The sequence below is a fragment of the Ruegeria sp. AF7 genome, from assembly GCF_056541885.1.
This window is the reverse complement of the sequence record NZ_JBQFYX010000002.1, coordinates 12,176-36,260: the sequence shown is the minus strand read 5'-3', so window position 1 is coordinate 36,260 and position 24,085 is coordinate 12,176. Positions and strand designations below refer to the sequence as shown.

General features: G+C 59.6%; 21 protein-coding genes. 10 read left to right on the top strand and 11 right to left on the bottom strand.

All coding sequences use genetic code 11. The features are described 5' to 3' along the window. Window positions 1-36 precede the first annotated feature (36 nt). Window positions 37-318 carry a DUF1330 domain-containing protein gene (locus ACR0AP_RS05640; RefSeq protein WP_480505874.1) on the top strand — a complete coding sequence of 94 codons (282 nt, stop codon included), beginning with the start codon at window positions 37-39 and terminating at the stop codon, window positions 316-318. A gap of 58 nt (window positions 319-376) precedes the next feature. On the opposite strand, the gene rpsD is transcribed toward ACR0AP_RS05640, so the two are convergent. The 3 genes from rpsD to ACR0AP_RS05625 all read right to left on the bottom strand — a co-directional run bounded on the left by rpsD (window position 377) and on the right by ACR0AP_RS05625 (window position 4,321). Next, window positions 377-997 (bottom strand): 30S ribosomal protein S4, encoded by a 621-nt coding sequence (rpsD, locus tag ACR0AP_RS05635; RefSeq protein WP_170374584.1) that lies wholly within the window; start codon window positions 995-997, stop codon window positions 377-379. Between the two features lie 271 nt (window positions 998-1,268). Further along, on the bottom strand, window positions 1,269-1,712 hold the full coding sequence (locus ACR0AP_RS05630) for a hypothetical protein (RefSeq protein ID WP_209504820.1): 444 nt from the start codon (window positions 1,710-1,712) through the stop codon (window positions 1,269-1,271). Between the two features lie 326 nt (window positions 1,713-2,038). Then, window positions 2,039-4,321 (bottom strand): adenosylcobalamin-dependent ribonucleoside-diphosphate reductase, encoded by a 2,283-nt coding sequence (locus tag ACR0AP_RS05625; protein ID WP_480505872.1) that lies wholly within the window; start codon window positions 4,319-4,321, stop codon window positions 2,039-2,041. Between the two features lie 114 nt (window positions 4,322-4,435). Between ACR0AP_RS05625 and ACR0AP_RS05620 the strand changes: the two genes are divergently transcribed. Then, entirely contained in the window at window positions 4,436-4,867 is a 432-nt protein-coding gene (locus ACR0AP_RS05620) for a DUF1489 family protein (protein ID WP_480505870.1), read from the top strand. On the opposite strand, the gene hisG is transcribed toward ACR0AP_RS05620, so the two are convergent. From hisG to hisS, 3 genes are read right to left on the bottom strand one after another with little or no spacing between them, the layout of a single operon-like run. Then, the gene (gene hisG, locus ACR0AP_RS05615; RefSeq protein WP_480505868.1) at window positions 4,868-5,557 is read right to left on the bottom strand and encodes an ATP phosphoribosyltransferase; all 690 of its coding nucleotides are present in this window, start codon (window positions 5,555-5,557) and stop codon (window positions 4,868-4,870) included. Continuing rightward, entirely contained in the window at window positions 5,554-6,642 is a 1,089-nt protein-coding gene (locus ACR0AP_RS05610) for an ATP phosphoribosyltransferase regulatory subunit (protein WP_209598065.1), read from the bottom strand. Before ACR0AP_RS05610 ends, hisG begins: the two co-directional genes overlap by 4 nt. Window positions 6,643-6,645: 3 nt before the next feature. After that, window positions 6,646-8,172: a histidine--tRNA ligase gene (gene hisS / locus ACR0AP_RS05605; protein ID WP_480505866.1), complete on the bottom strand. Its 1,527-nt coding sequence runs from the start codon at window positions 8,170-8,172 to the stop codon at window positions 6,646-6,648. 131 nt (window positions 8,173-8,303) lie between these two features. On the opposite strand from hisS, the gene ACR0AP_RS05600 reads away from it, so the two are divergent. Then, the gene (locus ACR0AP_RS05600; protein ID WP_209504826.1) at window positions 8,304-8,498 is read left to right on the top strand and encodes a SlyX family protein; all 195 of its coding nucleotides are present in this window, start codon (window positions 8,304-8,306) and stop codon (window positions 8,496-8,498) included. Window positions 8,499-8,502: 4 nt separating this feature from the next. Here the strand turns inward: ACR0AP_RS05600 and ACR0AP_RS05595 are convergent, their stop codons facing one another. The 3 genes from ACR0AP_RS05595 to dnaE all read right to left on the bottom strand — a co-directional run bounded on the left by ACR0AP_RS05595 (window position 8,503) and on the right by dnaE (window position 12,690). Then, window positions 8,503-8,874 carry a hypothetical protein gene (locus ACR0AP_RS05595; RefSeq protein WP_480505864.1) on the bottom strand — a complete coding sequence of 124 codons (372 nt, stop codon included), beginning with the start codon at window positions 8,872-8,874 and terminating at the stop codon, window positions 8,503-8,505. 11 nt (window positions 8,875-8,885) lie between these two features. Then, the gene (locus ACR0AP_RS05590) at window positions 8,886-9,104 is read right to left on the bottom strand and encodes a hypothetical protein (RefSeq protein WP_209504828.1); all 219 of its coding nucleotides are present in this window, start codon (window positions 9,102-9,104) and stop codon (window positions 8,886-8,888) included. 85 nt (window positions 9,105-9,189) lie between these two features. Then, complete coding sequence (dnaE, locus tag ACR0AP_RS05585) at window positions 9,190-12,690, bottom strand: DNA polymerase III subunit alpha (RefSeq protein WP_480505862.1); 3,501 nt, start codon at window positions 12,688-12,690, stop codon at window positions 9,190-9,192. A gap of 345 nt (window positions 12,691-13,035) precedes the next feature. On the opposite strand from dnaE, the gene xdhA reads away from it, so the two are divergent. The 7 genes from xdhA to ACR0AP_RS05550 all read left to right on the top strand — a co-directional run bounded on the left by xdhA (window position 13,036) and on the right by ACR0AP_RS05550 (window position 22,420). Further along, window positions 13,036-14,397: a xanthine dehydrogenase small subunit gene (gene xdhA / locus ACR0AP_RS05580; protein ID WP_480505860.1), complete on the top strand. Its 1,362-nt coding sequence runs from the start codon at window positions 13,036-13,038 to the stop codon at window positions 14,395-14,397. Beyond that, entirely contained in the window at window positions 14,394-16,796 is a 2,403-nt protein-coding gene (xdhB, locus tag ACR0AP_RS05575) for a xanthine dehydrogenase molybdopterin binding subunit (RefSeq protein ID WP_480505858.1), read from the top strand. The genes xdhA and xdhB overlap by 4 nt, the downstream gene beginning before the upstream one ends. Continuing rightward, window positions 16,796-17,731 (top strand): xanthine dehydrogenase accessory protein XdhC, encoded by a 936-nt coding sequence (gene xdhC / locus ACR0AP_RS05570; RefSeq protein ID WP_480505857.1) that lies wholly within the window; start codon window positions 16,796-16,798, stop codon window positions 17,729-17,731. The genes xdhB and xdhC overlap by 1 nt, the downstream gene beginning before the upstream one ends. After that, a complete protein-coding gene (locus ACR0AP_RS05565) occupies window positions 17,728-19,245 on the top strand; it encodes an ABC transporter ATP-binding protein (RefSeq protein WP_480488998.1) in 1,518 nt (505 codons plus the stop codon). Before xdhC ends, ACR0AP_RS05565 begins: the two co-directional genes overlap by 4 nt. 63 nt (window positions 19,246-19,308) lie before the next feature. After that, window positions 19,309-20,391, top strand: a complete 1,083-nt coding sequence (locus ACR0AP_RS05560; RefSeq protein ID WP_267363631.1) for an ABC transporter permease — start codon at window positions 19,309-19,311, stop codon at window positions 20,389-20,391. A 2-nt stretch (window positions 20,392-20,393) separates the two neighbouring features. After that, window positions 20,394-21,314, top strand: coding sequence for an ABC transporter permease (locus ACR0AP_RS05555; protein ID WP_209598075.1), 921 nt, complete (start codon window positions 20,394-20,396; stop codon window positions 21,312-21,314). A gap of 32 nt (window positions 21,315-21,346) precedes the next feature. After that, the gene (locus tag ACR0AP_RS05550) at window positions 21,347-22,420 is read left to right on the top strand and encodes a BMP family ABC transporter substrate-binding protein (RefSeq protein WP_209598076.1); all 1,074 of its coding nucleotides are present in this window, start codon (window positions 21,347-21,349) and stop codon (window positions 22,418-22,420) included. Between the two features lie 120 nt (window positions 22,421-22,540). On the opposite strand, the gene ACR0AP_RS05545 is transcribed toward ACR0AP_RS05550, so the two are convergent. Together ACR0AP_RS05545 and ACR0AP_RS05540 are read right to left on the bottom strand one after the other, a co-directional pair. Further along, on the bottom strand, window positions 22,541-23,338 hold the full coding sequence (locus ACR0AP_RS05545; RefSeq protein ID WP_480484829.1) for a metal ABC transporter permease: 798 nt from the start codon (window positions 23,336-23,338) through the stop codon (window positions 22,541-22,543). Then, on the bottom strand, window positions 23,338-24,084 hold the full coding sequence (locus ACR0AP_RS05540) for a metal ABC transporter ATP-binding protein (RefSeq protein WP_480505855.1): 747 nt from the start codon (window positions 24,082-24,084) through the stop codon (window positions 23,338-23,340). Before ACR0AP_RS05540 ends, ACR0AP_RS05545 begins: the two co-directional genes overlap by 1 nt. Window position 24,085 lies beyond the last annotated feature (1 nt).

The following is a 24,085-nucleotide window of genomic DNA, read 5'->3' as shown; positions in this document are numbered from 1 at the left end:
ACCCTAGCTTTTGCCCACACATCAAGGAGCAAAGCCATGATCTATGCCTACGCAAAACTCACCGTAAAGAATCCCGACGCTCTGGCCGCTTATCGCGAGCAGGCCGGGCCTGCACTGGCCCGCCATGGCGGAAAGGTCGAACACGCGACTGCTGAAACAACCGCGCTGGACGGCACACCGGACTTGCCTGACGTTGCAGCCCTGCTTTCCTTTCCCAACCGGGACGCTGCACTGGGATGGATCAACGACCCGGAACTAAAAGACATTCACGAGCTGCGTCGCAGCGCAGGCGCGTCAGATATCGTTGTGCTGGGCTGAAAATGAAAAGAGCCGCACCCAAAGGTGCGGCTCTGAATTCCAGGTCGGAAAGCGAAGATCAGTTCTTCGCGTAGAATTCGACGACCAGGTTCGGTTCCATCATGACCGGGTACGGCACATCGCTCAGGCCCGGTGCGCGAACGAACGTTGCGGTCATTTTAGAGTGGTCGGCGTCGATGTAGTCAGGAACATCACGCTCGGCCAAGGCAACAGCTTCCAGAACAACAGCCAGCTGCTTGGACTTGTCACGCACTTCGATGACGTCGCCTTCTTTGACACGGTAGCTGGGGATGTTGACCCGCTTGCCGTTCACTTTGACGTGGCCGTGGTTCACGAACTGACGCGCAGCGAAGACGGTCGGTACAAACTTGGCACGATAGACGACGGCGTCCAGACGGCGCTCCAGCAGGCCGATCAGGTTTTCACCGGTGTCGCCTTTTACACGCTCGGCTTCGGCATAGATGCGGCGGAACTGCTTTTCGGTCAGGTCGCCGTAGTAGCCTTTCAGCTTCTGCTTGGCACGCAGCTGCAGACCGAAGTCCGACAGTTTGCCTTTGCGGCGCTGGCCGTGCTGGCCGGGGCCGTATTCACGACGGTTAACCGGGGATTTCGGACGACCCCAGATGTTTTCGCCCATCCGGCGGTCGATTTTGTACTTGGCAGACGTGCGTTTGGTCACGGCTGATCTCCTTCTTTAGGTCGATGCCCAAACGGGCAACTATGAAGGGCGTTGTCCTCTTGAGGTTTCCCTCATGACAGGCTTCCCCTTGCGGGGGCCACCAACACCAATGAAGCCGCGCTTATATCCGCAAAGCCGGCAGAGTCAACACGGCATTCAACGCAGTTTCGAATATCTGCAAAGATATGTTCGCCGCAGGCAGCACAGGCCCCTGCGCGCATAGCGACGGTTGCCGTCACACCGCTTTCATCAAGAAAAATGCAGTTCGCCTTCAGGCCGGAAATGCAACGACGTTCCCACCGCCTTCAGCACCCGCCTTGTGCACCATCACAACCTCGGTCACGTCGACGATCCAGAATTCTTCATCCCGTGGCGGGCAAGCGCCATCGAAAACGATGGTCGGCGCTGCATCATTGGTGTCGGCAACAAGGTTGGCTGAAAACCGCTGCGACCCATTGGTAAGTGTCAAAGCTCCGGTCACGTAGCCGGAAATTTCCCGGACAATCGGAAAGCGGTTCTGCAAACGGGTTGCAGCGCCCCGCGCATATCCAATCTGTTCGACGCTGCTCTCGGCCTCTGCGCTCAGCACTATTGCCTGTCCGCGCCATGACCAAGCCGCGCCGACGGCCAGACACGCCAGAGGCGCGTCCTCGAGTCCGTCAATTTCAGTTTGATCCCATGAAATGGCTACCTGACCGTTAACTCCGGCTCTCATCTGCCCACTCGCACTATTTAACATCCCGATATTCAATCATTGCTTATCAGCACAAAATCCGGCGGAAAAGAGACGGGAATGCAGCATTCACAAGAATGTTGCAGAAGTGAATCAAAAATACGTGTTCGACCTGAAATCAATACCCGCCTGCGAACAATCCCGGTGCCGCGTTCGTTGTTGATTGTCCGAACTTCAACCGGCTGCGATTGATCATGATTCGAATTTGAAACCACCACCCAGAAGGGCGATGGCCACACAAGTGTGGCCAGGCTCTCAATCTGTCGGGTCAAATTGATGAGTGCTGACTTTCGTGCACCGCCTCAAATCTACCCGCATTTGGAATGACCGCAGCTGCGGCAGGTTATGCAGCCTTCGATCATGACCATGTCATACTGACCGCAGGACGGGCAGGCTTTGCCGCGTGGCGCGTCCAGGTTCACCACCTGCGCCTGGGGGTCGGATTTCAGCCCCATCCCCTCACCTTCCAGAAAGCCGATGGCAACCATGTGCTGTTCGATCACGCCCCCGATCGCGGCCAGGATCGATGGGATATACTTGCCTTTCACCCACGCCCCGCCGCGCGGGTCGAAAACGGCTTTCAGCTCTTCGACCACAAAGGACACGTCTCCGCCCCGGCGGAACACGGCCGAAATCATCCGCGTCAGCGCCAGTGTCCAGGCGTAATGCTCCATGTTCTTGGAGTTGATGAACACTTCGAACGGGCGGCGGCGGCCCGAGATGATGATGTCGTTGATGGTCAGATAAATCGCGTGCTCGCTATCGGGCCATTTCAGCTTGTAAGTCGACCCCTCCAGCGATTGCGGGCGATCCAGCGGTTCGGACATGTAGATGACGTCGCCGCCTTCAATTTCATGAGGCGCACTCGCGCTTTCCCCCGGCACCTTGTCATCGCTTTCAGAAACGGTCAGAACCGAGCCGGTCACATCGTTGGGGCGATAGGTCGTGCACCCTTTGCAGCCCTGATCCCAGGCCTGCATGTAGACGTCCTTGAAGGCGTCAAAGCTGATATCTTCCGGGCAGTTGATGGTCTTGGAGATGGAGCTGTCGATCCATTTCTGCGCTGCCGCCTGCATCTTGACGTGATCCGACGGCGTCAGGGTCTGGGCATTGACGAAATAGTCCGGCAGCGCTGCGTCGCCAAACTTGTCGCGCCACATCTGAACGGCGTAATCCACGACCTCTTCTTCGGTGCGCGAGCCGTCTTTTTGCAGAACCTTGCGGGTGTAGGCATAGGCAAAGACCGGTTCAATCCCCGACGACACGTTCCCGGCATAAAGCGAAATCGTGCCCGTGGGTGCGATCGAGGTCAGCAGAGCGTTGCGGGTACCATGTTCGCGGATCGCATCGCGGACGTCGTCATCCATTTGCTGCATTGTGCCGCTGGCCAGGTATTTCTCGGCGTCGAACAGGGGGAACGCGCCTTTTTCCTTAGCCAGATCGACCGAGGCCAGATATGCGGCGCGGGCGATTGCGTGCAACCAGCGTTCCGTCTGACGCGCCGCCTCGTCGGACCCATAGCGCAAGCCCAGCATCAGCAGCGCATCCGCAAGACCCGTCACGCCCAGCCCGATGCGGCGCTTGTCCTGCGCTTCCGCCTCTTGCTCGGCCAACGGGAATTTCGAGGCGTCCACGACGTTATCCATCATGCGCACGGCTGTCGCGACCAGTTCCTGCAACGCCGGTTCATTCAGATGCGCGGCATCCCCAAACGGTTCGGCCACCAGCCGCGCCAAATTGATCGAGCCCAGCAGGCACGCCCCGTAAGGTGGCAGAGGTTGCTCGCCACAGGGGTTCGTCGCGGCGATGGTTTCAACGTAGCTCAGGTTGTTGGCCTGATTGATGCGATCTATGAAGATCACGCCCGGTTCGGCATAATCATACGTGGCCTGCATGATCTTGTTCCACAGATCGCGCGCCTGCACGGTGTGATAGATCTTGCCATCAAACTGCAACTCCCACGGGCCGTCGGCCTTGACCGCCTCCATGAAGGGATCGGTCACCAGCACCGACATGTTGAACATGCGCAGGCGGGCCGGGTCGGATTTGGCGGTGATGAACTGTTCGATATCGGGGTGATCGCAGCGCATGGTGGCCATCATCGCCCCCCGGCGCGAACCCGCGGACATGATCGTGCGGCACATTGCGTCCCACACATCCATAAAGCTGAGCGGGCCCGAGGCATCCGCCGCCACGCCTTTTACATCCGCGCCGCGCGGCCGGATGGTCGAGAAATCATAGCCGATCCCGCCCCCCTGCTGCATGGTCAGCGCGGCCTCTTTCAGCATGTCAAAGATACCACCCATGCTGTCGGGGATGGTGCCCATGACGAAACAGTTGAACAGCGTCACCTGCCGCGCGGTACCTGCGCCAGCAGTGATGCGCCCGGCGGGCAGATATTTGAAATCTTCCAGTGCCTCGTAGAACCTGTCTTCCCAATGATCTGGGTTGTCCTCGACCCGCGCGAGGTCACGGGCGATGCGTCGCCAGCTGTCTTCAACCGTCTGATCGATGGGCGTGCCATCCGCCTGTTTAAAGCGGTATTTCATGTCCCAGATCTGCTCGGCGATGGGGGCGGCAAAGCGGCTCATTGGTGATTCCCTGTGCTGAAAGAGGTATCCAGACTAACACCCACTACACCTTGATGAAAGCCAATCCTGAGCTACAATGGATAGATAGCAAAGGGACGACTCTGTGGGAAAGCTGTGGATAAGTACGTGAACCTCATCAAGCTTTCGGTTGGTTCGGAAAGCGTGGACTCTCTGATCGCTTGGCAGGACAGCCGAATGTCGCTTTATGAGGACGGATATCCGCGCCACGTAACCCGCATGTGGCCCAAACGTGATGCCGAGATTCTGAATGGCGGATCAATCTATTGGGTCATCAAGGGTGTCGTACAGTGCCGTCAGCGCATTCTGCGCCTGGATGAGGTGATCGGCGAAGACGGTATCCGCCGCTGCGCCATCGTGCTCGACCCTAACGTACATCGGACCCAGAACGCCTTGAAACGCCCGTTTCAGGGTTGGCGGTATCTGAAACCCGAAGATACACCAGCCGACCTGCCGAAAGGGCGCGCGCAGGACGACGCCCTGCCCGATGATCTGAACCGTGCCCTTGCGGATATCGGTGTGTTGTAATTACTGCAACCGATCCAGCAATTCCGTCAGAACCGCCTTGTCCGCCGCGTCTACCTCTGCAACCCGGCTGCGCCACAATGTGGCTTGCGATTGCAGGATCAGGCCATCCGACAGGACCTTGAGGTGGTTCGCCCGCAGGGTTTCACCTGAGGAGGTGATATCGGCAATTGCCTCGGCTGTTTCGTTCATGACCGTACCTTCGGTCGCCCCCTGGCTGTCGACCAGAGTGTAGTCGGCCACGCCCGCGTCGGTCAGGAACTCACGCACCAGTCGGTGATATTTGGTGGCGATCCGCAACCGGTGGCCATGGGTGTTGCGAAATGCTGCTGCTGCCGCATCGAGATCGTCCAGCGTGTCCACATCGACCCAGCAGGCGGGTGCGGCAATGATCAGATCGGCTTTGCCAAAGCCCAGCTGCGCAATCTCTTCGACCTGCTGTTCCCAGCGCGGCAGCTTCTCATGCACCAGATCGATGCCGGTGACGCCCAGATGAATACGGCCCGACGCAAGTTCGCGCGGAATCTCACCCGCCGACAACAGAACCAGCGAGACGCCGTCAATCCCGTCAACCCTACCCGCATATTCCCGGTCTGAGCCGTTGCGGGACAGCATGATGCCATGTTTTTCGAACCATGATACGGTCTTTTCCATCAACCGGCCTTTCGAGGGCACGCCCAGTTTCAAACTCACAGCGCGGCCTCCTCGATTTCAAGCATCAGGTCCGGGCGGATCACGCCGCCGATCGCGGGGATTTCGGCCCCATCCCCCAAACGGCGCGTCAGCGCATCATAGCGCCCACCGGTGGCGACGGGCGGCAGGTCGGGACGGCCTTCGGCGTAGAACCCAAAGACAAACCCGTCATAATATTCCATCGATGTCCGGCCATATGACGCTTCGAAATCCAGCCGTGCAACATCGACACCACGCGCCTGCAGGGCGGCGATCCGCGCCTCTAACCGGTCCAGCGCCGGGGTGATCTGCGGCAGATCCACTGCCACATCCCGCAGCTGTTCCAGCGCGAAGGGCATGGTTTCACGCACATTCAGCAGCGTTTCCAACCCGGCCAGTTCATTGTCAGAGATCGGCGGCGCAGCGCGATCTTCGCGCAGGGCTTTGATCCTATCGGCAATCTCGGGCGCGCGACGCTTGCCGATCATCGGAACATCAACCGCCATCGGGTCGTCCGCGTCCAAAAGCGCGTCACGGCCTTCGGGCCCCGGTTTACGCCCTGCAAACCGGTCCAGCAGCGCACGAAACCGGCGCGGCCGCCACAGGTGCCGCATCAGCGCGGCCTTGCGGCGGTCAGTGGTGCGAAGCCCTTCGACAGCCGCGGTCAGAATGCCAATATCCCCGGTAGCTGCGCGCAGGGGCAGCCCGCGCAACTGCAGCGCCATCAGCGAAAACACTTCGGCATCGGCACCAGCGGGATCATCGCGGTCAAAAACCTCGTACCCCACCTGAATATATTCGTTCGAACGGTCCGGGTCGTGTTCCTGGCGGCGGAACACCTCACCTGAATAGGTATAACGCGCGGGCTCGGCCCCGTCCCGCATGTGCATCTGAACAACAGGCAGGGTGAAATCCGGGCGCAGCATCTGCTCGCCCCGCAGCGCGTCCGAGGTGACGTAGGCACGGGCGCGGATATCCTCGCCATAGAGGTCCAGCAACATTTCAGCGGGTTGCAACAGAGGCGTATCCACCACCTGCGCGCCCGCAGCCTCGAACCGGACACGCATCATCGCGGCACGGGCCTGTATCTGGGAACGGTTGGGCATGGGTCAGTCCTGACTGTCCAGAATTTCACGCACTTTCGCGACCAGATCAGCGCGCGATACTTCGAACTGGCTGGGGCGTTCTTTCCATTCCTCCAGCGTGGCGCTTTCGGCGATCTTGGCCCCAAGGATCAGGTCCTTGATCTGCACGATGCCTTTTGCCTTTTCGTCCCCGCCTTCGATCACCGCAACCGGAGAGTTGCGCTTGTCCGCGTATTTCAACTGATTGCCAAAGTTCTTGGGATTGCCCAGATACACTTCGGCCCGGATGCCCGCGTTGCGCAGCTCGGCCACCATCGCCTGATAATCGGCCATCCGGTCGCGATCCATGACGGTGACGACCACGGGGCCTTTGGCCTGGGCGCTGATCCGGCCCTTTTCGCGCAGCGCGGCCAGCAACCGATCGACGCCGATGGACACGCCGGTCGCGGGCACTTCTTGCCCGGTGAACCGCTTGACCAGATCGTCATAGCGCCCGCCCCCCGCGACCGAGCCGAACTGCCGCTTGCGGCCTTTCTCGTCGAAAATTTCGAACGTCAGTTCGGCCTCGTAGACCGGACCGGTGTAATAGCCCAGGCCACGGACGACGGAGGGGTCAATCACGATGCGGTCGGGGCCGTAGCCTTGCGCGCTCAACAAGGAAGCAATCTGTTCTAACTCGTTGATACCGTCTGCCCCGGTAGGGCTTTCACCAACCGCTGTTCTCAGATTGTCCAACGTTTCTTTTGTGCTACCGCCTTTCGACGTTAGAAACGCGATAACTGGCTCTGCTTGCTCGCTCGTAAGCCCTACGCCTTCTATGAAAGCTCCAGAACTGTCTTTCCTGCCAACGGTTAGCAGTTCTCGCACTCCATCGACACCAACTTTGTCGAATTTATCAATGGTTCGAAGAACTGCATCCCGTTTCTCGATTGCATCGTAAATTGCTCCGAGATGTTCATCTTCCTCCCCAGAGACAAAACCGAATACACAGTGCAACACGCCTGTCAAAACCTTCCGGTTGTTCACCCGCACCAGATAATCGCCGCGCGGAATTCCGACCTCTTCCAGCGTGTCGGCCAGCATTGCACAGATCTCGGCGTCAGCAGCCATCGAGGCGGTTCCAACCGTATCCGCATCGCACTGATAGAACTGCCGAAAGCGCCCAGGTCCCGGCTTTTCGTTGCGCCAGACCGGACCCATTGCATAGCGGCGATAGGGCGTGGGCAAGTCGTTGCGGTGCTGGGCGTAAACCCGGGCCAGAGGCGCGGTCAAGTCATAGCGCAGGGCCATCCAGTCGCCATTTCCGCCCTCGTCAAACTCCTGCCACGCAAAGACGCCTTCGTTCGGGCGGTCCACGTCGGGCAGGAACTTGCCCAGCGCCTCGACGGTTTCGACCGCGCTGCTTTCCAGCGCGTCGAAACCGTAACGATGATAGACACCCGCAATCGTCCGCAGCATCTCGGTGCGCTGCGTGACTTCCTCGCCGAAATAGTCACGGAACCCTTTCGGCGTTTCGGCCTTGGGGCGGGGCTGTTTCTTGGGCTTGGCCATGTGGGGCGTCCTTGGGAGTGTACCTGTTCCGCGCGCGGTCTATCCCATGGCCCGCATCTGGGCAAGGCGCGCTTTCTCTGGCCAAGGCGTCACAGGGTCGCTATGTGCAGTCTGAAAGACAGGAGCATCCTATGCAGCAACTGGAAGAACAGATTGCCCATCTGACCCGCACGGTTGACGATCTGAACGCGGTTGTCACCCGGCAACAGGCCGAGATTGACCGGCTGACCCGCCGTGTCGAGATGCTGCTGCACCGCGAGGCCGAGCGCGCACAGGAAGGGTCAGGCGGCGTTGTCCTTGGTGACGAACGTCCGCCACATTACTGAAAGCTTACAGCCCCAGCGTTGATTTCACCGCGTCGTCGACGACGCCACCCAGCAGGGCGTTTTCATCCCCGGCGCAGCCGTCTTTCAGAGCCGCCACAAATGTTTCGCGCAGCGCGGCCTTTTCCTCGTCCGAACTGGCATGAGCTTCGAGGTCAACCTGACGGTTATAAAGTGACAACGCCGTCATCTTGCCGACCACGTCCACAATGTATTCTTCATTCCCGTCAGCCTCTTCGATGACCGACGCGCATGTGTGATACATGAGCGGCAGCGCCGCTTGCACCATCTGTTCGGCTTCCTGGTCCGCAAGGGCAAAACCGGGCCCAGTGAGCAGCGCGGCGGTCGTGATCACTTTCATCGCGTTCAAACGCATCATCCCGCCCCCGCTTATTTCGAGTTCGCGCCAATCAGCGCCCCAACAATTGCCCCAGCGGCGGCGCCTTTGCCGTCGCCGATCAAGGCCCCAACCCCGGCCCCAATCACAGCACCTTTGATCGTGTTCTCTTTCTTCTTGTCGTCCGCAAGCGTGGCTGTCGCCGAAACCAAAGCCAGCGATGCCGCCGCCCCTAATGCAATCGTTCTGAAATTGAGACCTGCAATCGTCATATCAACGCCCTCCCGTGGCATGATCAGAAGACATATTTGCAAGGTCAGCCTAGCGGTGCACTAACTGTCTGGCAACAAAGCGGTGTCAGATCTCTTCGACGGTCATAACACCTTCCAGCGATTTGATCGCGCCCTTGATCTGGGGATTGATCGGAAACACACGCCCAAGGTCGATTTCGACGTCGCCGGGCAGGCCGGGGTCCAGCAACAGCAGCTGGATCGGGCCGCGGGCCGCACCCTTGGCGGCGGTTGCGGCTTCTTCAAGAACCGTTGCAATCGTTGGCACCGCCCGCGCTTCGTCTACAAAAATGCGCAGTCCCGTCGCCCCGGCTTCGGCCACTACAGAATCCGCTGGTCCAACCGAACGACCCAGCAGCTTGAGCTGATCGGACTCCATCGTCGCCTCGACGGTCAGAACCACCTGAGCGCCGGTTTCCAGAAACTCGCGGCATTTCTCCAGCGTGTCGGAAAACAGCGTGACCTCATAAGCGCCGGTCGGGTCCGAAAGCTGGGCAAAGGCGAACCGGTTGCCCTTGGCCGATTTCCGTTCCTGCCGCCCGGCAACCACTCCGGCCATCTTGGCAATCAGCGGGCCAGAACGGGCTTTCTCGGTCACCTCGTCCAGCGTCAGAACCTGTTTACGCTTCAAGGCCGGCATATAGTCATCCAGCGGATGACCAGAGAGGTAGAAGCCGATGGCCTTGAACTCTTCGCTCAGACGTTCAGCCGGCAGCCAGTCGGGGGTCGGCGACAGGCGTGGTTCGGGCAGGTCATCCCCGGCCTCGCCAAACAGCGACACCTGGTTCGAATTCTTCTGTTCTTGGATAGCGGCCGAATACTGCACCAGCGCATCTAGGCTTTCAAACACGCGGCGGCGGTTCCGGTCCAGCTCATCAAAGGCCCCGGCGCGGGCCAGCATCTCAAGCGGGCGTTTGCCCACTTTCTTCAGATCAACGCGGCGGGCGAAATCGAACAGGTTGAAAAACGGCTTGTCCGCGCGTCCCGCAACGATCAGGTTCATTGCCTCGACACCCACATTCTTGAGTGCGCCCAGCGCATAGACCAGATGCCCGTTATCAACATCGAACGTGGACTGAGAGCGGTTCACACACGGTGGGATATACGGCAGTTCCAGCCCTTTTCGGACCTCTTCGAAATAGATCGCCAGCTTGTCGGTCAGATGAATATCGCAATTCATGACACCCGCCATGAACTCGACCGGATGGTTCGCCTTCAACCAACCGGTTTGATAGCTGACCACCGCATAGGCGGCGGCGTGGGATTTGTTGAAGCCGTAATTGGCGAATTTCTCGAGAAGGTCGAAGACTTCGCTGGCTTTCTTGGCATCCACCCCGTTTTCTGCCGCGCCTTTTTCGAACTTGGGGCGTTCGGCATCCATCGCCTCTTTGATCTTTTTACCCATCGCGCGGCGCAGCAGGTCCGCGCCGCCAAGGGAATACCCGGCCATGACCTGCGCAATCTGCATCACCTGTTCCTGATAGACGATAATGCCTTGAGTTTCATCAAGAATGTGGTCGATCAGCGGATGAACAGATGTGATCTCGCGCAGCCCGTTCTTGACCTCGCAATAGGTCGGGATGTTTTCCATCGGGCCGGGGCGGTAGAGCGCCACAAGGGCCACGATATCCTCGATGCAGGTGGGTTTCATGCGCTTGAGCGCGTCCATCATGCCCGAGCTTTCCACCTGGAACACCGCGACCGTCTTGGCCGCTGAATAGAGCTTATACGTCGCCTCGTCATCCAGCGGGATGGCGTTGATCTGGTTCTCGGCCCCCTCGGCAGGTTCGTAAAGCTCGGTGCCATCGGCGGCGATATGCAGCTTCCGTCCGGACTTGAAGATCAGGTCCATCGCGTTCTGGATCACGGTCAGGGTTTTCAGACCCAGAAAGTCGAACTTTACCAGCCCGGCCTGTTCCACCCATTTCATGTTGAATTGGGTCGCAGGCATGTCGGATCGCGGGTCCTGATAGATCGGCACCAGCGCGTCCAGAGGCCGGTCGCCAATCACAACCCCAGCCGCGTGGGTCGAGGCGTTGCGCAGCAGCCCTTCGACCTGCTGGCCGTATGTCAGCAGACGATCCACCACCTCTTCGTTGCGCGCTTCTTCCCGCAGGCGCGGCTCGTCCTTCAGGGCTTTTTCGATGGAAACCGGTTTGACGCCTTCCACAGGGATCATCTTGGACAGACGGTCCACCTGCCCGTAAGGCATTTGCAGCACCCGCCCGATATCACGAACGGCGGCCTTGGACAGCAAGGCACCAAAAGTGATGATCTGCCCCACCTTGTCGCGCCCGTATTTCTGCTGCACGTAGCGGATCACCTCTTCGCGGCGATCCATGCAGAAGTCGATATCGAAGTCGGGCATCGAAACCCGTTCGGGATTCAGGAACCGTTCAAACAGCAGGCTATAACGCAGCGGGTCGAGGTCGGTGATTGTCAGCGCATAAGCCACCAGCGAGCCCGCACCCGACCCCCGCCCCGGCCCAACCGGAATATCGTGATCCTTGGCCCATTGGATAAAGTCGGCAACGATCAGGAAGTAACCAGGAAAGCCCATGCCTTCGATGATGCCAAGTTCGAAATCCAACCGCTCCTGATACTCCTCGGGCGTCACCGCATGGGGGATTACCGCCAAACGTTTCTGCAAGCCTTCATTGGCGATGCGGCGCAGTTCAGCGACCTCGTCATCGGCGAATTTCGGCAGGATGGGATCGCGGCGATAAGCCATAAAGGCGCAACGGCGCGCGATCTCGACCGTGTTCTCAATGGCCTCGGGCAGATCAGCGAACAGCGTCACCATTTCCTGCTGCGACTTGAAATAATGCTGTGCGGTCAGGCGGCGGCGACCTTCCTGCTGGTCGACATAAGCCCCTTCGGCGATACAGATCAGCGCATCATGGGCCTCGTACATGTCCGAGGTCGGGAAATAGACGTCATTGGTGGCAACCAGCGGCAGGTTCTTGGCATAGGCCATCTCGATATGGCCGCGCTCGGTCTGGCGTTCAGCCTCGGGTTGGCCGTCTTCACCTGGGTGACGCTGGAGTTCGATATACAGACGATCCGGGAAAATCGCGGCCAGCCGATCCACCAGCGCCTCGGCCGCCGGACGTTGCCCCTGTTGCAATAGGCGGCCCACCGGCCCGTCAGGCCCTCCGGACAGGCAGATCAGCCCGTCGGCGCGGTCCGCAAGCTCGTCCAGCGTGACCTGCGGCAACTGCCCGCCCTTGTCCACGTAAAGGCACGTGCTCAGCTTCATCAGGTTCTCGTACCCCGCCTCGGACTGTGCCAGCAGAACAAGCGGCGCGGGCGATTTTTGTTTTTCCCCCGGTTGCGACTGCACATAAGTCAGATCAACCTGACATCCCATGATCGGCTGGACACCGGCCTGACTGGCTGTCACCGAAAATTCCAGCGCTGAAAACATGGAATTCGTGTCAGTCACCGCAACGGCAGGCATCCCCATCTTCTCGCACAGGGCAGGCAGTTTTTTCAGCCGCACAGCCCCTTCCAGAAGGGAATATTCGGTGTGAACACGAAGGTGAATGAATCGGGGGGTACTGCTCATAAACGGCAGGCTACCCTAGCCGCGAGGCATGCAAAAGCCGGAACCTGCGCCGTTGTTTGGCTAAATAATCGTTTTCGATTATTCGGATTTTCCAGAAGGTGCTTCGGGAAGCGGTATCTTCACTGACAAAAAAACGCTTTAGTTTCAAGCAACTGATATTTAAACAGGGTGCGCAAATCCACGCCATTTGGCTGTAATGATGCATCATACAGGCAGTTTTTCTTGCCAGATCACGCATGCTGTTTCTAACATCCATTGGCAAGCTATCCGCCCGCCACTCTTTCTACGTCGCATCGAAGGAGGGCACCACCAGGGCGCAACCGGGTAAGGCGACGGGTTTCTCGAATGGACATCACGTTTCTTCTGAACGGAGAGACAGTGGAGCTGACGGATATCAATCCGACGGCCACTCTGCTGGATTGGCTGCGTGAAGATCGTGGCCTGACCGGCACCAAGGAAGGCTGCAACGAAGGCGATTGCGGTGCCTGTACTGTCATGGTGACGGATGCGGGTGGCGCAAAGGCCCTGAACTCGTGCATCCTGTTCCTGCCGCAGTTGCATGGCAAGGCGGTTCGAACCGTCGAAGGCGCCAGCAGCCCCGATGGCGAGGTCCATCCGGTTCAGCAAGCCATGGTTGACCTGCACGGTTCGCAATGCGGCTTTTGCACGCCCGGTTTTGTCATGTCGATGGTGGCCGGCCACACCAATGGCGCGACGGATCACGATACACAGCTTGCCGGTAATCTGTGCCGTTGCACGGGTTACGCTCCCATTATTCGCGCAGCCGAAGCGGCCGAGAAACAGCCCGTGCCTGTCTGGGTCAAAGACAAGCCTGTCGCAACGCCTGCCGCCTCACCCATGCTGCCGGGCTCGTCCGACGCGCTGGCTGCTGTGTATGCCGAGAACCCGAATGCCACTTTGGTTGCGGGCGCAACAGACGTTGGGCTTTGGGTGACCAAGCAACTATGCGATCTTGATCCGGTGATCTTCCTGAACCGCTGTGACGATCTTAAAGAGATCACGATCACCGACGAAGAAATTCGTTTCGGTGCCATGGTCGATATGAACCGTATGGGCGACGCCTTGGCGGACATTCACCCATCCTATGCCGAAATGATCCGGCGCTATGCCAGTGTTCAGGTCCGTCACGCGGCCACTGTGGGCGGCAACATCGCCAATGGCTCGCCAATCGGAGACAACCCGCCCGCGCTGATTGCATTGGGTGCGACGCTGCACCTGCGCAAAGGTGATGAACGCCGGTCGGTGCTGCTGGAAGACTTCTTCATCGATTACGGGAAACAGGACCGCGCACCGGGTGAGTTTGTCGAAGCCGTCAGCTTCCTGCGTCAGGCGGACCGGCTGAAATGCTACAAGCTGAGCAAACGGTTCGATCAGGATATCTCGGCGGTGTGCGGATGTTTCAACATTACCATTTCGGACGGACAGGTGGCAGATGCGCGCATCGCGTTTGGCGGTATGGCCGGCATTCCGAAACGGGCAACCCATGTCGAGGCCGCGTTGATCGGCCAGCCGTGGGTGCGCGAGACGATTGACGCTGCGCTGCCCGCTTTTGCCAACGATTATTCACCGCTTACGGATATGCGCGCCTCGGCCACGTACAGGCTTGAGACCGCCAAAGCGATGCTGGAACGGTACTTCCTTGAGGATCAGGGCCAAGTGACCAACGTGCTGGAGGTATCGGCATGAGCGTAACCAAACCCCTTCCCCACGACGCGGCACCGCTGCACGTATCCGGTTCCGCCCGATATGTGGACGACATCCCGACGCCAAAGGGCACATTGCATCTGGCCTTTGGCCTGAGCCCGATCGCCAAGGGCACGATTACCGCGATGGACCTGTCTGCCGTGAAAGCGGCAGCCGGGGTCGTCAAGGTCATGACGGCACAGGACCTGCCCTTTGCCAACGATGTTTCGCCCTCGATCCATGACGAGCCTTTGCTGTCCGACGGGACGGTTCACTATATCGGTCAGCCTGTTTTCCTTGTGGTTGCCACCAGCCATCTGGCCGCCCGCAAGGCGGTTCGGCTGGGCAAGATCGACTATGCCGAGGAAACACCGATCCTGACGGTGGAAGAGGCTCTGGCCGCAAACAGCCGATTTGAAGACGGGCCCCGCATCTATGCCAAGGGCGATGCGGACGCCGCGATTGAAAGCGCCACACACGTCATCGACGGAACGTTCGAGATCGGCGGTCAGGAGCATTTCTATCTGGAAGGTCAGGCTGCGCTTGCCGTGCCGAATGAAGGCGGCGACATGCTGGTCCACAGCTCGACCCAGCACCCGACCGAGATACAGCACAAGGTGGCGGACGCTGTGGGCCTGCCCATGCATGCGATCCGCGTCGAAACCCGGCGCATGGGTGGCGGATTCGGTGGCAAGGAAAGCCAGGGGAACGCGCTGGCCGTTGCCTGCGCGGTGGCGGCACGGGCAACCGGCAAAGCCTGCAAGATGCGCTATGACCGCGATGATGACATGATCATCACCGGCAAACGCCACGCCTTCCGAATTTCCTATCGCGCGGGGTTTGACGAACAGGGCCACATTCAGGGCGTGTCCTTTCTGCAATACGCGATCTGCGGCTGGGCGCAGGACTTGTCCCTGCCCGTCGCCGACCGTGCGATGCTGCATTCTGACAATGCCTACCTGCTGCCCAATGCCCGGATTGAAAGCCATCGGTTGAAGACCAACACGCAGTCAGCCACCGCCTATCGCGGGTTTGGTGGCCCGCAGGGGATGGTTGCCATCGAACGGGTGATGGACCACGCCGCGCATGAACTTGGGTTGGACCCGGTGGAATTGCGCCGCCGCAACTATTACGAGCCCGCGCACAAGGTTGCCGAAGTCCAACCCCACGAGAAACCGCTGGGTCATCCCGACCCGCACGAAGACCTGACCAGCCGTGGCGCGGTGGAAACAGGGGCCGCCCCGGTCCGCCCCCTGCCCGCTGGCGGCAACACGACACCCTACGGCATGGAGGTCAGCGACTTCGAACTGCATGGCATGACCGAAGCGCTGATGAAGTCCAGCGACTATGCCGCGCGCAAGGCAGCCATCTCGAAATGGAACGCCGAAAACAGCGTGATCAAGAAGGGCATCGCCTTTTCTCCGGTCAAGTTCGGAATTTCCTTCACGCTGACCCATCTGAACCAGGCCGGTGCGCTGGTGCATGTGTATCAGGATGGTTCGGTGCACCTGAATCATGGTGGCACCGAGATGGGTCAGGGCCTGTTCCAGAAGGTCGCACAAGTGGCCGCGTCGCGTTTTGGCATCCCGCTTGAGATGGTCAAGATCACCGCCACGGATACAGCCAAAGTGCCGAATACGTCAGCCACGGCGGCGTCTTCGGGCAGCGATCTGAACGGCATGGCAGTGAAAGCGGCCTGCGATACGATCCGCGACCGGATGGCCGATTATCTGGCTGAACGGCATCAGGCCGACCCTTCTGCGGTCACTTTCACGGATGGCCACGTTTCGGTTGGTGAAGAACGGTACACGTTCGCCGAAGCTGCCGCACTGGCCTATCAGGGTCGCATAAGCCTGTCGGCCACCGGCTTTTATAAAACGCCCAAGATCGAATGGGACCGGATCGCGGGGCGCGGTCGCCCGTTTTACTATTTCGCCTATGGTGCTTCGGTCACCGAGGTGGCTGTGGACACATTGACGGGCGAGAACCGCATTCTGCGCACAGATATCCTGCATGACGCGGGCGCTTCGCTGAACCCGGCGCTGGATGTCGGACAGGTCGAAGGCGGTTACGTGCAAGGTGCGGGCTGGCTGACGACCGAGGAACTGGTCTGGGACGGAAACGGCAACCTGCGCACGCATGCGCCCTCAACCTACAAGATCCCGGCCTGTTCCGACCGGCCCGACATATTCAACGTCGCACTTTGGGATGGCGAGAACCGAGAGGACACCATCTATCGCTCGAAAGCCGTGGGGGAACCCCCGTTCATGCTGGGAATATCAGCCTGGCTGGCGCTTTCGAATGCGGTGGCGGCCTGCGGGGATACTTATCCGGCACTCAATGCGCCCGCCACCGCCGAAGAAGTCTGGCGCGGCGTCCAGAGGATGAAGGGAGGCATCTGATGGGATTTGACCTTGAGGCTTTGAGGGAGGCGGTCAAAACCCACGGCAAAGTGGTCCGGGTGGTCATCGCCGGGATCAAAGGGTCGTCTCCACGTGAAGTTGGTGCCGCCATGCTGGTCTGGGACGGCGGGCAAAGCGGCACAATCGGCGGCGGAACACTGGAATACCAGGCGGCACATGCCGCGCGGTTGCAAACCACGCCAACCCGCCTGACGCATCATGCGCTTGGACCCGAGTTGGGGCAATGCTGCGGCGGTGCCGTGTCGCTGCTGAGCGAAGTCTACGACGCAAAAACCGTCAATGATCTGGACGATGCCGTCATCGCGCGCCCGACCAAGGATGGCGCGATGCCCCTGTCGGTCAAGCGAATGCTGGCGACGGCGCGCGGACAGGGGATTGCGCCTGAACCGCAGCTAATTGACGGCTGGATGGTTGAACCCGTTCACAAGCCCACGCGCAATCTGTGGATCTGGGGCGCGGGCCATGTCGGCCGGGCGCTGGTGGATGTGCTGTCCCCGCTTCCCGATCTTGCGATCACCTGGGTGGACACCAGCCGTCAGCGCTTTCCGGCAGCTGTGCCAGTGGGCGTGACAATTGTTCCGGCGGCAAAACCGGCCGAGCTGGTCCGCCACGCCCCATGTGCCGCCGAACATCTTGTGCTGACATACTCGCATAGCCTTGACTTTGAACTGTGCAACAGACTGCTTTTGCACGATTTTGGCTTTGCGGGGCTGATCGGCTCGGCTACGAAATGGGCGCGATTCCGGTCGCGGCTGGCCGCCCTTGGACATCCGCCTGAACGGATAAGCCGGATCACCTGCCCGATCGGTGACCCGTCGATGGGGAAGCATCCACATATGATCGCCGTGGGCGTCGCTGCACAATTGCTGCGCCCGGCCCTGCAAAACGAGTTGAAGAAGGACCTGAGCGCGTGACCATTCCACTTTTGAGCTTGCAAGGGCTGACCAAAGCCTACCCCGGTGTTGTGGCCAATGATCAGGTGTCTTTTGACATCGGTGAAGGCGAGGTGCACGCACTGCTAGGTGAAAACGGCGCGGGGAAATCCACGCTGGTAAAAATGATCTATGGGCTTGTGAAGCCGGACAGCGGCACCATGAAACTGCGCGGCAATCCGTTTGCGCCGCCCGAACCCCGCGCGGCCCGTGCGGATGGGATCGCGATGGTGTTCCAGCATTTTTCGCTGTTTGACGCGCTGAACGTGGCCGAGAATATCGCGCTGGGGATGGAGAACCCGCCCCCGATGGGGGATCTGGCATCGCGCATTCGCGAAGTTTCGGAAACTTATGGCCTTCCGCTGGACCCGTTTCGCACGGTTGGCGACCTGTCCGCAGGCGAACGCCAGCGGGTCGAGATCATCCGCTGCCTGTTGCAGGACCCCAAGCTGCTGATCATGGACGAACCGACCTCGGTTCTGACCCCGCAAGAGGTCGATATTCTGTTTGAGACGCTGAACAAGCTACGCTCCGAGGGAACCTCGATCCTGTATATCTCGCATAAACTGGAGGAAATCCGAACGCTATGCGACCATGCTACGATCCTGCGTCTGGGCAAGAACGTGGGCGAATGTGTCCCCGCTGAAACCTCGGCGCGTGACATGGCCGAGATGATGGTCGGGTCAACCTTGCAGACGCCCGAACGCTCGGGCCGGGAACTGGGCGAGGTCGCGCTGGATGTCAGCGGGCTGTCAGTCCCCTCGCCTTCGGAATTCGGCACCGCATTGCGCAATGTGCACATGACGGTCCGCAAGGGCGAGGTTCTGGGCATCGGTGGCGTTGCCGGAAACGGGCAGGATGAGTTGCTGGGCGTGTTGTCCGGGGAAATCCTGACATCGGCGGATGCAATCAAGTTCAACGGTCAGGCGATCGGCAAGCTCGGCCCGACAGCGCGCCGTAAGCTGGGCGTTCTGACCGCGCCCGAGGAACGGTTAGGCCACGCAGCGGCACCCGACATGAGCCTGACCGAAAACGCTTTGCTGACCGGATCTGTGCGGGAAGGGCTTGAGAAAAATGGCTTCTTGAAATGGTCCGAAACCCGGAGTTTTGCCGAAAAGATCATCGAAGCCTTCGACGTTCGCACGCCCGGGCCCGAAAACGCAGCGCGGTCCTTGTCCGGCGGTAACCTGCAGAAATTCGTGATTGGACGCGAAGTGCTGCAAAACCCTGATGTGTTGGTGGTAAACCAGCCAACCTGGGGGGTGGATGCCGCGGCGGCCGCGTCGATCCGGCAAGCCATACTCGATCTTGCGGCGAAAGGCACAGCGGTGATCTGCATCTCGCAGGATCTGGATGAGCTGATGGAGATCTCGGACAGTTTTGCGGCCTTGAACGAAGGTCGGCTGAGCGCACCGCGCCCGACCACCGGCCTGACGGTGGATGAGATTGGCCTGATGATGGGCGGCGCCCATGGCATGGAGGTGGCACATGTGTGATCTGCTGGGCCGCCTTCGGCTAGAGTATTTGCGAAAAGATGAAACATCTGGGGGGATGAGCAGATGATTGTGTTGGAGAAACGGCCACAGCCGTCCAGGGCCTGGTCTTACGCGACCCCCCTTGTGGCGGTGCTGGCAACAATGGTGTTTGGCGGGTTGCTGTTTGCCATTTTGGGGAAAAATCCGGTCGAAGCCATCGGTACCATCTTCTGGGAGCCGCTGTTTGGAGAGTTCGCATTCTATTACCGCCCTCAATTGCTGGTCAAAGGCGCGCCCCTAGTGCTGATCGCAATCGGATTGTCGCTGGGTTTTCGGGCCGGTATCTGGAATATCGGGGCCGAAGGACAATACATCATGGGCGCCATATTCGGCGCGGGCGCAGGTCTGGCCTTCTATCCGCTTGATGCCTGGTACATCTTCCCGATCATGGTGGTCGCAGGCGCATTTGGCGGTTGGCTGTGGGCAACGATCCCGGCTTTGCTGAAGGTGCGTTTCGGCACCAACGAAATCCTTGTGTCGCTGATGCTGGTCTACGTGGCCGAGCAGATGCTGGCCTCGGTCTCGCTAGGTCTTCTCAAGAACCCCGAAGGGTTCGGCTTTCCCGGATCGCGCAACCTGCAATCCTATGAAAGCGCGCATAATGCCGAGCTGATTGCCGGTTCCGGGATGCATTGGGGTGTTGTCGCGGCCTTCATCGCGGTGATCTTTGCCTATGTATTGCTGAACCGTCACATGCTGGGCTTCCATATCCGTCTGACGGGTGAGGCCCCCCGCGCGGCAAAGTTTGCAGGTGTGAATCCGGCGCGCCTGATCCTGTTCTGCCTTGGGATTTCGGGCGCTTTGGCCGGGCTGGCCGGTATGTTCGAGGTGTCCGGCCCGTCCGGTCAGATCAGCATCGATTTCAACGTGGGCTATGGCTTTACCGCGATCATCGTCGCGTTTCTGGGCCGCCTGCATCCGGTGGGTATCCTGTTGGCCGGGGGCCTGATGGCGCTGACCTATATTGGCGGCGAAATTGCACAATCGCAGCTGGGTCTGCCTGCCGCTGCCATTCAGGTGTTTCAGGGAATGCTGCTGTTTTTCCTGCTGGCCTTCGATCTTCTGACAAACTTCCGCATCCGTGCGGCGCGTAGCGAGGTGGCGTGATCATGGACCTTGGTCAAATCAATCCCGTTCTTCTGGTTGCCTCGCTTATGGTGGCCGCAACCCCCCTTCTGCTGGCCGCGATCGGAGAGCTTGTCGTGGAAAAGGCAGGCGTTCTGAACCTTGGTGTCGAGGGCATGATGATCGTTGGCGCGATCAGCGGTTTTGCGATCTCGGTCGAAACCGGCTCGCCCTGGCTGGGCTTTGTTGCTGCCGCCATTGGCGGGGCCGTGCTGTCGCTGCTGTTCGTCCTGCTGACACAGTTTGCATTGGCCAACCAGGTTGCAAGCGGCCTTGCGCTGACCCTGTTTGGACTGGGGTTCAGCGCCTTGATGGGGCAAAGCTATGTGGGCGTCAAACCCCCCAGCATGGGCGATATCCACATCCCTTTGATTAGCGATATTCCGGTCATCGGCCCGATCCTGTTTCGGCACGACCCCATCCTGTATCTGGGCATTGCGCTGACCGCTGTGGTCTGGGCCGTCCTGAAGTACACCCGCGTCGGGTTGATCCTGCGGGCGGTTGGTGAAAACCACGATGCCGCCCATGCGCTTGGCTACAAGGTCATCAAAATCCGTATCATGGCGATCCTGTTCGGCGGGGCCTGCGCGGGCCTGGGTGGGGCTTACATCAGCCTGATCCGTGTGCCGCAGTGGACCGAGGGCATGACCGCGGGTGTGGGCTGGATCGCGCTGGCGCTGGTGGTGTTTGCCAGCTGGAAACCATGGCGGGTCCTGCTGGGTGCATATTTGTTCGGCGGCATTACCGTCTTGCAGCTCAATTTGCAGGCAGCGGGCGTTGCCATTCCCGTCGAGTATCTGGCAATGTCACCCTATCTCATCACGATCCTTGTGCTTGTGATCCTTTCGGCCGACAAGAGCAGCGCACCTGCCTCACTGGGCCGGACCTTCCACGCCTCACACTAGGGGCCAACTGAACCAACTTGGGGAGTAACTACATGAAATTCAAATCACTTCTGACAACTGCCGCGATAGCGCTTGGTCTTGCGACCGGTGCAGTGGCGCAAGACAAGACCAAGGTCGGTTTTGTCTATGTCGGCCCTGTCGGCGACGGTGGCTGGACCTATGAACACAACAAAGGCCGTTTGGCGATCGAAGAAGAGTTCGGCGACAAGGTCGAGACTGTATTCGTTGAATCGGTGCCGGAAGGCCCGGACGCCGAACGCGTGATGACACAGATGGCGCTGGAAGGCGCAGATCTGATCTTTACCACCTCATTTGGCTATATGGATCCAACCATCAATGTGGCCAAGAAATTCCCGAACGTGAAGTTCGAGCACGCGACCGGCTACAAGATGGCCGACAACGTCTCGGTCTATTCGGCGCGTTTCTACGAAGGTCGTGCGGTTCAGGGGCATATCGCGGGTAGAATGACCGAATCGAACATCATCGGCTATATCGGGTCTTATCCGATCCCCGAGGTGATCCGCGGTATCAACTCGGCCTATATCCACGCCAAGAAGGCAAACCCGGATGTCCAGTTCAAGATCGTCTGGGCCTATACCTGGTTCGACCCGGCAAAAGAGGCTGACGCCGCCTCGGTTCTGATCGAACAGGGCGCCGACGTGATCCTGCAGCACACTGACTCGACCGCTCCGCAGGCCGCCGCACAAGAGGCGGGTAACGTGATCACCTTCGGTCAGGCTTCGGATATGAGCGAATACGCCCCCAAACCGCGTGTTTCCTCGATCATCGACAACTGGGGACCCTATTACATTGCGCGCACGCGAGCTGTGATGGACGGCACCTGGACCTCGTCCAACACCTGGGACGGTATCGGGCCGGGCATGGTAGAAATCGGTGAGATTTCGGATGCAGTTCCTGCGGACATCAAGGAAGAGGCACTGGCGCTGAAAGCGGCGCTGGCCGATGGCAGCTATCATGCCTTTACCGGACCGCTGAAGAAGCAGGACGGCAGCGACTGGCTGGCCGAGGGCGAAGTGGCCGACGACGGTACGCTGGCTGGCATGAACTTCTATGTTGAAGGGCTGGAAGGCGATATCCCGCAGTAAACGACGCGGGTAGAAATGCATCAAGGCCCGCAGGTTTGCGGGCCTTTTTTCGTGGCGTTTTCGCTTTGGTCACATTACCGGATGACCGGGATGCTACGGCCGCGAAGACCTATGGAACCATTAAGCCCTGTCCTGTGTTCGCCATCCAATCAGGCTAAGGCACGCGAACACGATCGCGGCAACGCAGACGATCGAAGGCCCTGCCGGAGTGTCGAAAACATACGCAGCCCTTAACCCCGTGATGGCTGAAAGCGCGCCTATTCCCGCCGCGATCAAGGCCATCGTTTCTGGTGACCGCGCAAGGTTACGCGCCGCTGCCGCCGGAATGATCAGCATTGCGGCAATCAGCAAAACACCCACAACCTTGATCGCCACCGCCACGGTCACGGCAAGAGACAGGGTCAGGATCAGTTGCTCTCGTCTTGGATCGAATCCGCTGGCGTAAGCCAGTTCTTCGTTCAATGTCGCGGTCAGAAGTTGCGCCCAACGCCAGACAATCAGCGCCACGACAAGCGCCGCACCGCCCCAGATCACGATCAGATCAGAACGGGAGACCGCCAGAATATCCCCAAACAGATACGCCATAAGGTCAATCCGGAGACCGGACAGGAATGAAACTGCAACCAGCCCGAAGGCCAACGCAGAATGTGCCAGAACGCCCAGCAGCGTGTCCATCGCATATCCGCGACCGGCCAAAAGCGAAACGGTCAGCGCCATGACCAAAGCGACAGCCAACGCGCCCGTGAAGATCGACATCTGAAACGTCAGGGACAGGGCCACGCCCAAAATTGCGGCATGTGCGGTTGCATCGCCGAAATACGCCATGCGACGCCATACGACAAAACACCCAAGGGGGGCCGCCGCAAACGCCACGCCAATACCGGCGAGCGTTGCCCGCATCATGAAATCATCCAGCATTATTCCGCCGCTTCCTGTGTACTCGCATCATGGTCATGATCATGATTGTGATCATGTTCATGACGATAAAGGGCAAGCGCACCGCCAGTTCCGGTTCCGAACAAGGCCCGATATTCGGGCGCCGAGGCGACCACAGCCGGCGATCCTTCGCAACAGACATGCCCATTGAGGCAGATCACCCGGTCCGACGCACTCATGACCACGTGCAGTTCGTGGCTGATCATCAGAATGGCGCATCCGGTCTCGCGCCGGACAGCCTCGATCTGCTGGTAAAAGCTGGCCGACCCCCGTTGGTCCAACCCCTGAGTCGCCTCGTCCAGCAATAAGATATCCGGGCGGTTGATCAAAGCCCGAGCCAGCAGCACCCGCTGGAACTGTCCACCGGACAGTTGCGACATCTGGCGTTTCAACAAATCCGGCACACCCGCCGATTCAAGCGCCTCGACACATTGCCTGCGCGACACAGGATCGGTCAGACGCATGAACCGTTCGACAGAAATCGGCAATGTCGGATCGACATGCAGTTTCTGCGGCACATAGCCGATTTTCAATCCGGGCTTCAGTGACACTTGACCGGCACAAGGCCGTGTCGCACCGATAATGGCGCGCAGCAGGCTGGTCTTTCCTGATCCGTTCGGGCCAACGATGGTTACGATTTCACCCGGCTCAATGACCATGTCCACATGATGCAGTACGGTATGCGCGCCATAGCGGACGCTGAGTTTCTCGACAGTGATCAGCGCCATC

What these genes read in the sequence shown, in the direction of transcription:
- ACR0AP_RS05640 (WP_480505874.1), top strand. Translation starts at nt 37, where the DNA reads ATGATCTATGCCTACGCAAAACTCACCGTAAAGAATCCCGACGCTCTG.
- ACR0AP_RS05630 (WP_209504820.1), bottom strand. Translation starts at nt 1,712, where the DNA reads ATGAGAGCCGGAGTTAACGGTCAGGTAGCCATTTCATGGGATCAAACT.
- ACR0AP_RS05625 (WP_480505872.1), bottom strand. Translation starts at nt 4,321, where the DNA reads ATGAGCCGCTTTGCCGCCCCCATCGCCGAGCAGATCTGGGACATGAAA.
- ACR0AP_RS05610 (WP_209598065.1), bottom strand. Translation starts at nt 6,642, where the DNA reads ATGCCCAACCGTTCCCAGATACAGGCCCGTGCCGCGATGATGCGTGTC.
- hisS (WP_480505866.1), bottom strand. Translation starts at nt 8,172, where the DNA reads ATGGCCAAGCCCAAGAAACAGCCCCGCCCCAAGGCCGAAACGCCGAAA.
- ACR0AP_RS05600 (WP_209504826.1), top strand. Translation starts at nt 8,304, where the DNA reads ATGCAGCAACTGGAAGAACAGATTGCCCATCTGACCCGCACGGTTGAC.
- ACR0AP_RS05595 (WP_480505864.1), bottom strand. Translation starts at nt 8,874, where the DNA reads ATGATGCGTTTGAACGCGATGAAAGTGATCACGACCGCCGCGCTGCTC.
- ACR0AP_RS05590 (WP_209504828.1), bottom strand. Translation starts at nt 9,104, where the DNA reads ATGACGATTGCAGGTCTCAATTTCAGAACGATTGCATTAGGGGCGGCG.
- dnaE (WP_480505862.1), bottom strand. Translation starts at nt 12,690, where the DNA reads ATGAGCAGTACCCCCCGATTCATTCACCTTCGTGTTCACACCGAATAT.
- xdhA (WP_480505860.1), top strand. Translation starts at nt 13,036, where the DNA reads ATGGACATCACGTTTCTTCTGAACGGAGAGACAGTGGAGCTGACGGAT.
- xdhB (WP_480505858.1), top strand. Translation starts at nt 14,394, where the DNA reads ATGAGCGTAACCAAACCCCTTCCCCACGACGCGGCACCGCTGCACGTA.
- xdhC (WP_480505857.1), top strand. Translation starts at nt 16,796, where the DNA reads ATGGGATTTGACCTTGAGGCTTTGAGGGAGGCGGTCAAAACCCACGGC.
- ACR0AP_RS05560 (WP_267363631.1), top strand. Translation starts at nt 19,309, where the DNA reads ATGATTGTGTTGGAGAAACGGCCACAGCCGTCCAGGGCCTGGTCTTAC.
- ACR0AP_RS05555 (WP_209598075.1), top strand. Translation starts at nt 20,394, where the DNA reads ATGGACCTTGGTCAAATCAATCCCGTTCTTCTGGTTGCCTCGCTTATG.
- ACR0AP_RS05550 (WP_209598076.1), top strand. Translation starts at nt 21,347, where the DNA reads ATGAAATTCAAATCACTTCTGACAACTGCCGCGATAGCGCTTGGTCTT.
- ACR0AP_RS05545 (WP_480484829.1), bottom strand. Translation starts at nt 23,338, where the DNA reads ATGCTGGATGATTTCATGATGCGGGCAACGCTCGCCGGTATTGGCGTG.
- ACR0AP_RS05540 (WP_480505855.1), bottom strand. Translation starts at nt 24,084, where the DNA reads ATGGCGCTGATCACTGTCGAGAAACTCAGCGTCCGCTATGGCGCGCAT.